The 12,991-nt window shown below is 71.3% G+C and carries 9 protein-coding genes; 8 read left to right on the top strand and 1 reads right to left on the bottom strand.

The genetic code is table 11. From position 1 onward, the window contains the following. Positions 1 to 193 precede the first annotated feature (193 nt). Genes QAR72_RS14825 through trxA form a run of 6 tightly spaced genes read left to right on the top strand, consistent with a single transcriptional unit; the run spans position 194 to position 10,010 of the window. A complete protein-coding gene (locus QAR72_RS14825) occupies positions 194 to 1,237 on the top strand; it encodes an NAD(P)H-dependent flavin oxidoreductase (RefSeq protein ID WP_304618152.1) in 1,044 nt (347 codons plus the stop codon). A 46-nt stretch (positions 1,238 to 1,283) separates the two neighbouring features. After that, a complete protein-coding gene (gene tsaE / locus QAR72_RS14820; protein WP_304618151.1) occupies positions 1,284 to 2,666 on the top strand; it encodes a tRNA (adenosine(37)-N6)-threonylcarbamoyltransferase complex ATPase subunit type 1 TsaE in 1,383 nt (460 codons plus the stop codon). Beyond that, entirely contained in the window at positions 2,663 to 3,337 is a 675-nt protein-coding gene (locus QAR72_RS14815) for a nucleotidyltransferase family protein (protein WP_304618150.1), read from the top strand. The genes tsaE and QAR72_RS14815 overlap by 4 nt, the downstream gene beginning before the upstream one ends. Beyond that, positions 3,330 to 6,269, top strand: a complete 2,940-nt coding sequence (gene addB, locus QAR72_RS14810) for a double-strand break repair protein AddB (RefSeq protein WP_304618149.1) — start codon at positions 3,330 to 3,332, stop codon at positions 6,267 to 6,269. The genes QAR72_RS14815 and addB overlap by 8 nt, the downstream gene beginning before the upstream one ends. Continuing rightward, positions 6,262 to 9,630, top strand: coding sequence for a double-strand break repair helicase AddA (gene addA, locus QAR72_RS14805; RefSeq protein ID WP_304618148.1), 3,369 nt, complete (start codon positions 6,262 to 6,264; stop codon positions 9,628 to 9,630). The genes addB and addA overlap by 8 nt, the downstream gene beginning before the upstream one ends. Before the next feature lie 59 nt (positions 9,631 to 9,689). After that, positions 9,690 to 10,010 (top strand): thioredoxin, encoded by a 321-nt coding sequence (gene trxA / locus QAR72_RS14800; protein WP_304618147.1) that lies wholly within the window; start codon positions 9,690 to 9,692, stop codon positions 10,008 to 10,010. 19 nt (positions 10,011 to 10,029) lie between these two features. Here the strand turns inward: trxA and QAR72_RS14795 are convergent, their stop codons facing one another. Further along, the gene (locus tag QAR72_RS14795; RefSeq protein ID WP_304618146.1) at positions 10,030 to 10,950 is read right to left on the bottom strand and encodes a capsular polysaccharide export protein, LipB/KpsS family; all 921 of its coding nucleotides are present in this window, start codon (positions 10,948 to 10,950) and stop codon (positions 10,030 to 10,032) included. Positions 10,951 to 11,046: 96 nt separating this feature from the next. On the opposite strand from QAR72_RS14795, the gene hslV reads away from it, so the two are divergent. After that, positions 11,047 to 11,601, top strand: coding sequence for an ATP-dependent protease subunit HslV (gene hslV / locus QAR72_RS14790; protein WP_304618145.1), 555 nt, complete (start codon positions 11,047 to 11,049; stop codon positions 11,599 to 11,601). 63 nt (positions 11,602 to 11,664) lie between these two features. Then, positions 11,665 to 12,963 (top strand): ATP-dependent protease ATPase subunit HslU, encoded by a 1,299-nt coding sequence (gene hslU, locus QAR72_RS14785; RefSeq protein ID WP_304618144.1) that lies wholly within the window; start codon positions 11,665 to 11,667, stop codon positions 12,961 to 12,963. The last annotated feature ends 28 nt before the right edge of the window (positions 12,964 to 12,991 follow it).

Genomic DNA, 12,991 nt, shown 5'->3' with positions numbered 1-12,991 from the left:
GCTGCATCTGGAATTGCGCGATGACGGCGCGGTTCAGGTGACCTCGGGCGACATGCCCTGGCTTGCCCTGTGCGAACACGACCCGCGCCGCCTGTTCCGCGATGTCTGCGGCGCGCTGCGCTATGAATTGCGCCGCCGCTTTCAGGGCTGACGCCGCTTGCCCCGGGCGCGGGCCTGGGGCAGCATCGCCGCCATGCGCCTGACCGAACGCCTGTCCCTGACCCATCCCATGTTTCAGGCCCCGATGGCCGGAATCGCCACACCGGCGCTGGCCGCCGCCGTCAGCAATGCGGGCGCGCTTGGCGGGCTGGGCCTCGGCGCCGCCGGGGCCGAGGGCGCGGCCCGGATGATCCGCGACACGCAGTCCCTGACCGCGCGGCCCTTCAACGTGAACCTCTTTTGCCACGCCCCGGCCCGCCGCGACCCCGCGATTGAGGCCGCGTGGATCGCCCGCAGCGCGCCCCTTTTCGCGGAGTTCGACGCCCGCCCGCCCGAGGCGCTGGCCGAGATCTATCGCAGCTTTCTCGACGATCCGGCGATGCTGGCCGTGCTGCTGGATCTGCGCCCCGCCGTCATCAGCTTTCACTTCGGCCTGCCCCGCCCCGACCAGCTGGCCGCCCTGCGCGAGGCGGGCGCGGTGCTGCTGGCCAGCGCGACCGACCTTCCCGAGGCGCGCGCCGTCGCCTCGGCCGGGCTGGACGGGGTCATCGCGCAGGGCTGGCAGGCGGGCGGGCATCGCGGCATCTTCGACCCCGACGCCCCCGACAGCCGCCTGACGACCGAGGATCTGACCCGCCGCATCCGGGCGGAGCTGCCGCTGCCGGTCGTGGCGGCGGGCGGGCTGATGGACGGGCGCGACATCGCCCGCGCCCTGTCATGGGGCGCCGAGGCCGCTCAGCTGGGCACCGCCTTCATCGCCTGCCCCGAAAGCGCCGCCGATGCCGATTACCGCGCCCGGCTGGCGGGCGGGCGGACGGTGATGACGCGGGCGATCTCGGGGCGGCCGGCGCGCTGTCTGGAAAACCGCTTCACCCTCTGGGCCGGGGACCAGCCGCAGGACGCGCCCGCGCCCTATCCCTGCGCCTATGATCTGGGCAAGGCGTTGAACGCCGCCGCCCGCGCCGGGGGCGAGACCGGCTTTGGCGCGCATTGGGCCGGGACCGGCGCGGCGCGGGCGCGCGCTTTGCCCGCCGCCGAGCTGGTGGCGGAACTGGCGCGCGAGGCCGCCGCGCCCTGACGCGCGGCCTGTTCCCCCGGCCCGCCGCTTTGGCTAGAACGGCGCCATGAGCACGCTGATCGCCGACGAGACCCTGACCGCCGGGCTGGCCCGGATGCTGGCCGCCACGACGCGCCCCGGCCAGACCCTGCTGCTGGAGGGGCCGGTCGGCGCGGGCAAGACCCATTTCGCCCGCGCCTTCATCCGCGCCCGTCAGGGCGATGCGGCCGAGGACGTGCCCAGCCCCACCTTCACGCTGGTCCAGACCTATGACGACCCGATGGGGACCGAGATCTGGCATGCCGACCTCTACCGTCTGACCGACCCTTCGGAACTGGCCGAGCTGGGTCTGGACGAGGCGTTGGACGACGCGATCTGCCTGATCGAATGGCCGGACCGGCTGGACCGCGCGCCCGAGGGCGCGATCTGGCTGCGGCTGGCCAATCTGCCCGACCCGGCGCTGCGCCGGATCGATCTGGGCGGTGCCGATCCGCGCATCGCACTGTGCGCGGGCTTCCTGCACCGGGCGGGCTGGTCGGGTGCGCGGGTGCTGCCTCTGGCGGGCGATGCCTCGGCGCGGCGCTATTTCCGGCTGGAGGGCGCCGAGGGCCGGGCCGTGCTGATGGACGATCCGGGCGGAAGCATGGAGGCGTTCTTGGCCATGACGCATTGGCTGCGCGGCCACGGATTCGGCGCGCCCGCGATCCTGGCCGAGGATGCCGCGCAGGGGCTGGCCCTGGTCGAGGATCTGGGCGACGACCTTCTGGCGCGGGTGCTGGAACGCGAGCCCGATCTGGCCCCCGTGGCCTATGCGCGGATCGCGGATCTGCTGGCCGGGCTGCACCGCCTGCCCGTGCCCGAGGGTGTCCTGCCCCTGAACGCGGCGGCGCTGGCCGATCAGGTCGGGCTGTTCGCGCAGTTCTACCTGCCCGCCGCCGGGGCCACTGCGCCCGATATCGCCCCGATCATCGCCGCCCTGCACCGCGATCTGGCCGAGGATGCCGCCCCCGTCGTCGCCTTGCGCGATTTCCATGCCGAGAACCTGATCTGGCGCGGGGCCGCGCCGCTTGGCCTGATCGATTATCAGGACGCGGTGGCCGCGCATCCGGCCTATGATCTGGTCTCGGCCCTGCAGGATGCCCGCCGCGACGTCGCCCCCGATATCGCCGAGGCCACGATCCGCCGCTATCTGAACGCAACCGGCCACGACCCGGAGCGGTTCTCTGCCGCCTATGCCCTTCTGGGCGCGGCGCGCAACCTGCGGATCCTGGGCATCTTCGCGCGGCTGGCGCTGCGCGACGGCAAGCCGCGCTATCTGGCGCTGATGCCGCGCGTCTGGGACCATGTGCAGACGAACCTGCGCCACCCTGCGCTGGCGCCCCTTGCCCGGGCGCTAAAGGACGTGCCGCCGCCCTCGGATGCGATGATCGAAAGGCTTTCCGCGCGATGACCCTGCCCCTGATGATCTTTGCCGCGGGCCTCGGCACGCGGATGCGCCCGCTGACCGACATGCGCCCCAAACCCCTGATCGAGGTTGCGGGCCGGACCCTGCTGGACCGCGCGCTGGATCTGGGCGCCGAGGCCGGGGCCGCGCCCATCGTGGTGAACACGCATTATCTCGGCGCGCAGATTCGTCGCCATCTGGCGGGGCGCGACATCGCCATCAGCAGCGAGGCTGGCGCGATCCTCGATACCGGGGGCGGGCTGCGAAAGGCGCTGCCCCTGTTGGGGGCGGGGCCGGTGATGACGCTGAACCCGGACGTGATCTGGACCGGACCGAACCCGCTGGCGGCGCTGGCTGCCGCCTGGGACGGCGACCGGATGGACGCGCTGCTGGCGCTGGTGCCGCTGGACCGCGCCGTCGGGCGCAAGGGCGCGGGCGATTTCGCGCTGGAGCCCGAGGGCCGCATCGCGCGGCGGGGCGATCTGGTCTATGGCGGCGCGCAGATCATCCGCCCCGACCGGCTGGCCGGCATTCCCGACCGCGCCTTTTCGCTGAACCGCCTGTGGGACCTGATGATCGAGGAGGGTCGCGCCCATGGCCTGATCCATCAGGGCGGCTGGTGCGATGTGGGCTACCCGCAAGCCGTCCCTCTGGCCGAGGGGCTGCTGCATGGCTGAGCCGATGCGCGGCCTATACGCCCTGCCCTGCGGGGTGGATTTCGCCGCCGAATTCGTGCGCGGCCTGCTGGATCGGTATCGCGGCCGGCCGCCGCAGGATCTGGCGCGGGTGACGATCTGCGTCAACGCCACCGCGACCCTGTCGGCGATCCGCCGCGCGCTGGACGATCACGGCCCGCTGCTGCTGCCGCGCCTGCGCGTCGTCACCGCGCTTGCGCCCGACCCGCTGGCCCTGCCCGATCCGCCCGAGCCGCCTCTGGCCCGGCAATTGCAACTGGCGCGGCTGGTGGCGGGCTTTGCGGCGACGCGGCCCGATCTGGCGGCAAGCTCGGTTCCGGTTCTGGCGAAATCGCTGGCCGACCTGATGACCGAGATGCAGCGCGAGGGCCGCGATCTGGCCGCGCTGGAAGGGATCGACACCGGCGATCACGCCCGCCACTGGCAGAACGCGCTGGTCTTTCTGCGCATCGCGGCCGGGTTCTATCTGGACGGCGCGGCCAGCGATCAGGCTGCCCGCCAGCGTCTGGCCGCCGAGGCCGCCGCGCGCGACTGGCCGCTTGGGCTGAACTTGCCCGACGGGCCGGTGATCGTCGCGGGCTCGACCGGATCGCACGGGGCGACGCGGCTGTTCATGCAGGCGGTCATGGCCCTGCCCGAGGGCGCCGTGGTGCTGCCCGGCTTCGATTTCGACCAGCCGCAGGCGGTCTGGGACCGGCTGGACGAACGGGCCGAGGATCACCCGCAGGCCCGCTATGCGCCCCTGATCGCGGGCGGGCCGCCGCGCCCCTGGACCGATATGGCGGCGCCCAGCCCGGCGCGGGGGCGGCTTCTGTCGCTGGCGCTGCGTCCTGCCCCCGTGACCGACCAGTGGATCACCGAAGGCCCGGCCCTGCCCGACCTGATCGTGGCGACCGAGGGCCTGACCCTGATCGAGGCCGACCAGCCGGGGCAGGAGGCCGAGGCCATCGCCCTGATCATGCGCGAGGCCGCCGAGACCGGGCAGGAGATCACCCTGATCGCCGCCGATAGCGGGTTGATCCGCCGCGTCACGGCGGCTTTGGACCGCTGGCATATCCGCCCCGATGACAGCGCGGGCCAGCCCTTGCCGCTGACGCCGCCGGGGCTGTTCCTGCGGCAGGTGGCGGCGCTGTTCGGCGAGGCGCTGACCATAGACCGCCTGCTGATCCTGCTGAAGCATCCGCTGACCGCGACGGGGTCCGATGCGGTGGCGCGCAACGACATGCTGCGCCATGCCCGCGATCTGGAATTGCAGTTGCGCCGGCGCGGCCCGGCCTTTCCCGATGCGCCCTTCCTACGCGACTGGGCGACCAAGGGCGATGCCAGCCGCAAGATCTGGGCGGAATGGCTGGCCGGGATGGTCGAGCGCATCGCCCCCTTCGCCCGAGACCGCGGCCCCCGGCCCCTGCCCGACCGGCTGGCCGACCTTTTGTCGCTGGCCGAGGCGCTGGCGGCGGGGCCGGACGGCGATGCGGGCCGCTCTCGCCTGTGGCAGGACAAGGCCGGGCAATTGTCGCGCGCCGTGCTGGACCATCTGGCCGAACATGCCCTGCTTGGCCCGCCCCTGTCGCCGGGCGATTTCTCCGCCCTGCTGATCGGGCAGCTTCAGACGAAGTCGCAGCGCGAGGACATTGCCAGCGATCACCGCCTGCGCATCCGAGGCCCGCGCGAGGCGCGGATCTTCGGGCATGGCGCGGTGATCCTGTCGGGCCTGAACGAGGGGGGCTGGCCGCAGGCACCCTCGCCCGATCCGTGGCTCTCGCGGCAGATGCGGCTGGCGGCGGGGCTGCCGGTGCCCGAACGCCAGATCGGCTTGGCGGCGCATGATTTCCAGCAGGCCATCGGCGCCGAGCGCGTCATCCTGACCCGCGCGCGGCGCGATGCCGAGGCCGAGACCATCCCCTCGCGCTGGCTGAACCGGCTGGTCAACCTGATGAGCGGCCTGCCCGACCGCAACGGCCCCGAGGCGCTGGCGGCGATGCGCGCGCGCGGGCGGCGTTGGCTGGACATGGCCGAGGCGATGGCCCGCCCCGATGCGCGCACGCCCCCGGCCCGCCGCCCGGCGCCGGTGCCGCCGGGCAATCCCTTTGCCGAATTGCCGGTGACGGATGTGGCCACGCTGATCCGCGACCCCTACGCGGTCTATGCCAAGCGCGTCCTTGGCCTGCGTCCTTTGCCGCCGCTGAGGCCCCAGCCCGACGCCTCGCTGCGCGGGCAGGCGCTGCATGCCATCGTCGAGGCGCTGTTGCGCGGCGATGCGGACGTGACCGATCCGGCGGCGCTGAAGGCGCGCTTTCTGGCGCTGGCCGATGCGGTTCTGGCCGAACAGGTGCCCTGGCCCGCCGCCCGCGCCTTCTGGTCGGCCCGGATCGCGGGGATCGCGGACCAGCTTGTCGCCGACGAGGTCGCCCGCCGCGCCGAAGGTCGCCCCGTGGTGATCGAGAATGGCGGCCGGGTTGAAGTCGAAGGTTGCCAGATCGTGCTGACCGCCCGGCCCGACCGGATCGACAGGCTGCATGACGGGCGCGTGGTGATCTACGATTACAAGACCGGCAAGCCGCCCTCGGACAAGCAGATCGCGGCCTTCGACAAGCAGCTTGTCCTTCAGGCCGCGATGGCGCGGCGCGGCGGCTTTGCCGATCTGGGGCCGGTCGATGTCGCGGGAATCCGTTATATCCAGTTGGGCGAGAAGGGCGAGACTCATGTCCGCGACCACACATTCGAGCTTGAGGGCCAGAACTGGGAGGGGCTGGTCGCCCTGCTGCGCGCCTATCTGACCGGCGAGGTGGGCTTCACCGCCATGCGCGCGCCCGAGACCTTGTCCTTTGCGGGCGATTACGACCATCTGGCGCGCTATGGCGAATGGGCGCTGACGGATGCCGCCGAACCGCGGAAGGTGGGCGATCATGGATGACGCGACCCGCAACCAGATCGCGGCGGCGGACCCGCTGCGGTCCACATGGCTGACGGCGAATGCCGGATCGGGCAAGACGCGGGTGCTGACCGACCGCGTGGCGCGGCTGCTGCTGGCGGGCACGCCGCCCGAACGCATCCTGTGCCTGACCTACACCAAGGCCGCCGCGACCGAGATGCAGAACCGCCTGCTGTCGCGGCTGGGGAAGTGGGCGATGCTGCCCGAACCGGCGCTGCGCGATGAACTGGCCGCGCTTGGTGAGGGAGGCGCCCCCGATCTGGCCGAGGCGCGGCGTCTTTTCGCCCGCGCGATCGAGGCGCCCGGCGGGCTGAAGGTGCAGACGATCCACAGCTTCTGCGCGGCGCTTCTGCGGCGCTTTCCGCTGGAGGCCGGCGTGCCGATGGGGTTTGCGGAACTGGACGACCGCAGCGCCGGCGCGCTGCGCGCCCGCATTCTGGAGGAAATGGCCGAGGCCGGCGATCCGGCCATCGCGGACCTGACGCGGCTGCATTCGGGCGAGGGGATCGACGGGTTTCTGGCCGGGCTGTCGGCATCCGATTACGCAAGTCCGCCCGACGCTGCGGCGATCTGGCGCGCGCTGGACCTGCCGCCCGGCCTGACCGCCGACGCGCTGCTGGCGCAGGTCTTCACGGGATCCGAGGGCGATCTGATGGGCGCGCTGCTGCCCCTGCTGCGGGCGGGCAAATCCACCGATGCCAAGCTGGCCGAGAAGCTGGCGCAGGGCAGATGGCGCGATCCCGGCCTTGACGATCTGGCGATCCTGACGGGCTGCCTCTTGTTCGGCGCCACCGCCAAGGCGCCCTTTGCCGCCAAGACCGGCACGATCCCGACCAAGGATCTGCGCGCGGGCCCCTGCGCGGCCCTGATGCCCGATCTGGAAGATCTGATGATCCGGGTCGAACTGGCCCGCCCGATGATGCATGCGCTGGCCACCGCCGAATGCACGCTGGCGCTGCACCGCTTCGGCCATGCCTTCACCCTGCGGATGGAGGCCGAGAAGGCCGCGCATGGCTGGCTGGATTTCGACGACCTGATCCGCCGCACCGCCGCGCTGCTGGAGGAATCCAGCATGGCGCAATGGGTGCTGTGGCGGCTGGATGGCGGGATCGACCACATCCTGGTGGACGAGGCGCAGGACACCAGCCCGGGCCAGTGGCGGGTGATCCGCCGCCTGACCGACGAATTCACCAGCGGCGCGGGCGCGCAGGACAGGCCCCGCACGCTGTTCGTGGTGGGCGATCCCAAGCAGTCGATCTATTCCTTCCAGGGCGCCGACATCGCCGTCTTCGAGGATATGCGCGACCGGTTCGACACCGCCTTTCACGAGGCGCAGGCGCCGATGCAGCAGCGCGGGCTGGCGCACAGCTTCCGGTCCTCGCCCGCGATTCTGCGGCTGGTCGATGCGGTGTTTCAGGCCGAGGCCGCGCAGGGTCTGGGCGATCAGCCGAACCACATCGCCTTTCGCGCGGGGCTGCCGGGGCGCGTCGATCTGTGGCCGCCGATCCCCGCCCCCGAAAAGCCCGAAGAGGGCGACTGGACCCGCCCCGTCGATGCGCCGGCCGAAAACGACGCCGAGGTGGTGCTGGCCCGCGCCATCGCCCGCCAGATCGGCGCGATGCTGGGCAGCCCGATCCTGGACGCCAAGACCGGCCAGCCGCGCCCGATCGGGCCGGGCGACATCCAGATCCTGGTCCAGCGGCGCGGGCGGCTGTTCGACGCGCTGATCGGGGCGCTGAAGGCCGCGAACCTGCCCGTGGCGGGGGCCGACCGGCTGAAGCTGGCCGCCGAGCTGGCCGTGCGCGACATCACTGCCACCCTGTCGGTTCTGGCCACGCCCGAGGACGATCTGGCGCTGGCCGCCGCCCTGCGCTCGCCGCTGTTCGGGCTGTCCGAGGATGATCTCTATCGGCTGGCGGCGGGGCGGGGGCGCGAATTCCTGTGGGCGCGGCTGCGCCATTCCGCGCATGAGCGCGCGCGCGAGGTGCTGAACGATCTGGCCGCGCAGGCGGATTTCCTGCGCCCGCATGACCTGATCGCGCGGCTTCTGACCCGGCATGGCGGGCGCGCGGCGCTGCTGGCCCGCCTTGGCCCCGAGGCCGAGGACGGGATCGACGAGCTTCTGTCGCAGGCGCTGGCTTATGAACAGGTCGAGACGCCCTCGCTGACGGGGTTCCTCGTCTGGCTGGAGGGCGACGAGGTCGAGGTCAAGCGGCAGCTTCCCTCGGGGGCGGGCGGGCTGATCCGGGTGATGACGGTCCACGGCTCCAAGGGTCTGGAAAGCCCTATCGTCTTTCTGCCCGAGACGCAGAAGCGCCGTGCGCCTGCGGGCGGGCGGGTCGTCAATCTGGACGGGATGCCGGTCTGGCGCGGCAATGCGGCGGAACGCTGCAATGCGGTGGCCGTGGCCGTCGGCGATTGGGAAAGGCGGCAGGAGGAAGAGCGCAGGCGCCTGCTTTACGTCGCCATGACGCGGGCGGAAAGCTGGCTGGTCGTGGCGGCAGCGGGCGAAACGGGCGACGCGCTGGAGAGCTGGCATTCCATGATCGCAGCGGGGGCGGCGCGCTGCGATCTGGCCCGCGCGCCCCTGCCTCTGCCCGATCTGCCCGACGGGCTGCGCCTGTCCTTCGGCGACTGGCCCGACCATGCCGAGGCGGCGGCGCCCGCCGCGCCGGTGCCGGTCGCGCTGCCGGATTGGGCGCGTCGCATGCCGCCCCCCACGCCCGATTACGTCACGCCCGTGGCGGCGTCGGGGCTGGGCGGGGCCAAGGTGCTGGGCGCAGCCTCGGAGGGCGACCGCGAGGCCGCGATGCTGCGCGGCACGCGCCTGCACCTGCTGCTGGAACATCTGCCCCATCAGCCGCAGGCCGACTGGGCCGCTCTGGCTCGCGCCCTTCTGGCCGGGGCCGAGGGCGGCCTGCCCGACGCGGCGGAACTGGACGACCTGCTGGCCGAGACGCGGGCGGTGATCGGCGCGCCCGATCTGGTGCAGGTCCTGCGCCCCGCGCCGGGGGCCGAGATCATGGCCGAGGTGGCGATCACTGCCCCCTTGGCCGGGATCGGCGTCCTGAACGGCGTGATCGACCGGCTGATCGTCGAGGATGCGCGCATCCTGGCCGTGGATTACAAGACCAATGCCGAAGTGCCCGACGCGCCCGGCGCCGTTCCCCTGGGCATCCTGCGGCAGATGGCGGCCTACCGCGCGGCTCTGCGGGGCATCTGGACCGACCGCCCCGTCGAGACGGCAATCCTGTGGACGGCGACGCGCAGCCTGATGATCCTGCCCGATCCGCTGCTGGACGCGGTGATGGCCGGACTTGACCTGAGGCCCCCGGCTCCATAGCTGTTGGAGATGATCCGCCGGTCCCGCGCCGGCGCCCCAATCCCAGAAAGGAGCAGCGCATGGCCACCGTGCATGTGAACGACGCCGAATTCGATGCCGAGGTCCGTCAGGCCGACACGCCTGTCGTGGTCGATTTCTGGGCCGAATGGTGCGCCCCCTGCAAGCAGATCGGCCCCGCGCTGGAGGAACTGTCCGACGAATATGCGGGCCGGGTGAAGATCGTGAAGATCAATGTGGACGAGAACCCCGAACAGGCGGCGGCGCTTGGCGTGCGCGGCATCCCGGCCCTGTTCATGTTCAAGGGCGGCGAGGTCGTCAGCAACCGCATGGGCGCAGCACCCAAGGCCGCGCTGAAAAGCTGGATCGACGAATCGGTCTGATCGGGGCCTCGGGCGTCGATCAGTCGGGGGCGGCGGCCTGAACGGGCCAGCCGCCCTTTTCCATGGCCGCCAGCAGCCGTTGGTCGGCATCCGGTGCCATCATGTCCAGCGCCGTCCGGCGCAGGAACCAGTCGAGGAACTTCTCGGTCGGCGGGGCGTGGTCCAACGCACGGGCGATTGCCTCGTCCGCGCCGAGCCGGGCCGCGTTCAGGCAGACATGGTGGTAATCGGATTGCCCGAACAGCACCACCGGCTTGCCGAGGATCAGCCCGTCGAACCCCACCGAGGAATTCTGCGTGACGACAAAGGCGCAGTCGCGCAGGCGGGCCTGCGTGTCGCCCCCGATCGTCAGGTTCGGGAATTCCCGCGCCAGTGCGTCCAGCGCCTCGTGATCGGCCGGATCGTAGGTCTCCTTCGGGTGCAGGGTGGCGATGCAGGGCCGTCCGCTGCGCGCGGCGGCGCGGATCATCTGGACGGGGCTGGCCGACTGAAAGCTGCGCTGGCGGCGGATATGGCCCTGAAGCGGGATCAGGACGTGATCGCCCCGGACCGGATCGGGTCCGGGCAGGACGCGGCGGCGCAGGCGGCGGGCGAAATTGGCGGCCGCCTCGTCCTCGATCCGCGAGGGGTCGAAGCGCGTCAGCGCGATGGGCCAGCGCCAGCGTTCGGCCAGCCGCTCCAGCCGCCAATAGGGATAGTGATAGGCCAGCCGGAAGGTCAGGGCGCGGTCATGGGTGGGCTGCTCCATGTTGAACAGCGCATAGCCGGGCTGATGCGGCGCCTCGGCCCGGGCGCGGTTGCCGGAATGGCGGATGGTGATCTGCCAGCCGCGCGGTTCGAGCAGGGCGCGGATGCGGTTCAGAAAGCCCAGCTTGCCGGCCTGCGCCGTGTGCAGGATCGGCGGGTGCAGATAGACGTTGAGGACCAGATCACCGCTCATCCGCCAAGGCTAGGGGCGCGGTCGCCGCTTTTCAACGGGTTGCAAGCGGGCCGGGCGGTCCATATCTGACGCCCTGAACCATCTTGCGGAGCGATCATGGCAGAGGACAGATTTCCCGGCTGGCACGGCACCACCATCCTGGCGGTGCGGCGCGGCGGCAAGGTCGTGGTGGCGGGTGACGGTCAGGTCAGCGTGGGCCAGACGGTGATGAAGGGCAGCGCGCGGAAAGTACGCCGCCTCAGCCCCGGCGGGCGCGACGTTGTGGTGGGCTTTGCGGGTTCGACCGCAGATGCCTTCACCCTGCTGGAGCGGCTGGAGAAGAAGCTGGAGGCCGCGCCCGGCCAGTTGCAGCGCGCCTGCGTCGATCTGGCCAAGGATTGGCGGATGGACAAGTATCTGCGCAATCTGGAAGCGATGCTGATCGTCACCGACGGCGTGGACCTGCTGGTCGTGACCGGCGCGGGCGACGTGCTGGAGCCCGAACATGACGTGGCCGCCATCGGATCGGGCGGGAACTTCGCGCTGGCCGCCGCGCGGGGGCTGCTGGAAAGTGATCTGGACGCCGAGGCCATTGCCCGCAAGGCCATGCAGATCGCCGCCGATATCTGCGTCTACACGAACGGGCGGCTGACCGTCGAAACGATCGGTTGATGGGTATTTGGACAACGAAGAAGGGGTATGCGGCGCCTGGCTGCGGCCCCCGTGGAGAGCGACATGACTGACCTGACCCCCCGCGAGATCGTGTCCGAGCTGGACCGTTTCATCATCGGGCAGAACGAGGCGAAGCGGGCCGTGGCCGTGGCGCTGCGCAACCGCTGGCGGCGCAAGCGGCTGGGCGCGGATCTGCGCGACGAGGTCTATCCCAAGAACATCCTGATGATCGGGCCGACCGGCGTCGGCAAGACCGAGATCAGCCGCCGTCTGGCGAAGCTGGCCAATGCGCCCTTCATCAAGGTCGAGGCCACGAAATTCACCGAGGTCGGCTATGTCGGGCGCGATGTCGAGCAGATCATCCGCGATCTCGCCGATGCCGCCATGGTCGAGACGCGCGAGCGGATGCGCGAGGCCGTCAAGGCGCGCGCGCACAAGGCCGCCGAGGATCGCGTCATCGCCGCCCTGGCCGGCGAGGCCGCCCGCGACGGCACGCGCCAGATGTTCCGCGACAAGCTGAAGCGGGGCGAGCTGGACGACACCGTGATCGAGCTGGAGCTGCAGGACAATTCCTCGCCCTTGGGGATGGAGATCCCGGGCCAGCCGGGCATGGCGGGCGGCATGGACCTGTCGGCGCTGTTCAAGGCCTTTGGCGGGCGGCGGGTGCGCCGCAAGGTCAGCGTGCGGGAAAGCTATGAGCTGCTGATCGCGGAAGAGGCCGACAAGCTGCTGGATGACGAGGCGGTCAAGACCGCCGCACTTGAGGCCGTGCAGGAGAACGGCATCGTCTTCATCGACGAGATCGACAAGGTCTGCGCCCGGACCGAGGCGCGCGGCGGCGACATCAGCCGCGAGGGGGTGCAGCGCGACCTGCTGCCTCTGATCGAGGGCACGACCGTCAGCACGAAATACGGCCCCGTCAGGACCGACCACATCCTGTTCATCGCCTCGGGGGCGTTCCATGTCGCCAAGCCCTCGGATCTGTTGCCCGAATTGCAGGGCCGTCTGCCCATCCGGGTCGAGCTGCGCGCCCTGACCGAGGGCGATTTCATCCGCATCCTGACCGAGACCGACAACGCCCTGACGCGGCAATATTCCGCGCTGATGGCCACCGAGGAGGTCAACGTCACCTTCACCGAGGACGGGATCGCCGCGCTTGCCCGCATCGCCGCCGAGGTGAACGGCGCAGTCGAGAATATCGGCGCGCGGCGGCTTTACACCGTCATCGAGCGGGTCTTCGAGGAATTGTCCTTTGCCGCGCCCGATCGCAGCGGCGAGGCGGTCAGCGTGGATGCCGCCTATGTCGAACGCCATCTGGGCGATCTGGCGCGGTCCACCGACCTGTCGCGCTATGTGCTATAGCGCCCCGCGCGGGCGGCGCAGATAGACG

The organism is Paracoccus sp. (in: a-proteobacteria) (assembly GCF_030604785.1).
GTDB lineage: Bacteria > Pseudomonadota > Alphaproteobacteria > Rhodobacterales > Rhodobacteraceae > Paracoccus.
The sequence above is the reverse complement of the archived record's forward strand: the minus strand, read 5'-3'. Positions and strand labels throughout refer to the sequence as shown.

Bases quoted from the DNA above. Each gene is read 5' to 3' on its own strand.
- QAR72_RS14825 (WP_304618152.1), top strand. From the start codon at position 194: ATGCGCCTGACCGAACGCCTGTCCCTGACCCATCCCATGTTTCAGGCC.
- addA (WP_304618148.1), top strand. From the start codon at position 6,262: ATGGATGACGCGACCCGCAACCAGATCGCGGCGGCGGACCCGCTGCGG.
- trxA (WP_304618147.1), top strand. From the start codon at position 9,690: ATGGCCACCGTGCATGTGAACGACGCCGAATTCGATGCCGAGGTCCGT.
- QAR72_RS14795 (WP_304618146.1), bottom strand. From the start codon at position 10,950: ATGAGCGGTGATCTGGTCCTCAACGTCTATCTGCACCCGCCGATCCTG.
- QAR72_RS14815 (WP_304618150.1), top strand. From the start codon at position 2,663: ATGACCCTGCCCCTGATGATCTTTGCCGCGGGCCTCGGCACGCGGATG.
- addB (WP_304618149.1), top strand. From the start codon at position 3,330: ATGGCTGAGCCGATGCGCGGCCTATACGCCCTGCCCTGCGGGGTGGAT.
- hslV (WP_304618145.1), top strand. From the start codon at position 11,047: ATGGCAGAGGACAGATTTCCCGGCTGGCACGGCACCACCATCCTGGCG.
- tsaE (WP_304618151.1), top strand. From the start codon at position 1,284: ATGAGCACGCTGATCGCCGACGAGACCCTGACCGCCGGGCTGGCCCGG.
- hslU (WP_304618144.1), top strand. From the start codon at position 11,665: ATGACTGACCTGACCCCCCGCGAGATCGTGTCCGAGCTGGACCGTTTC.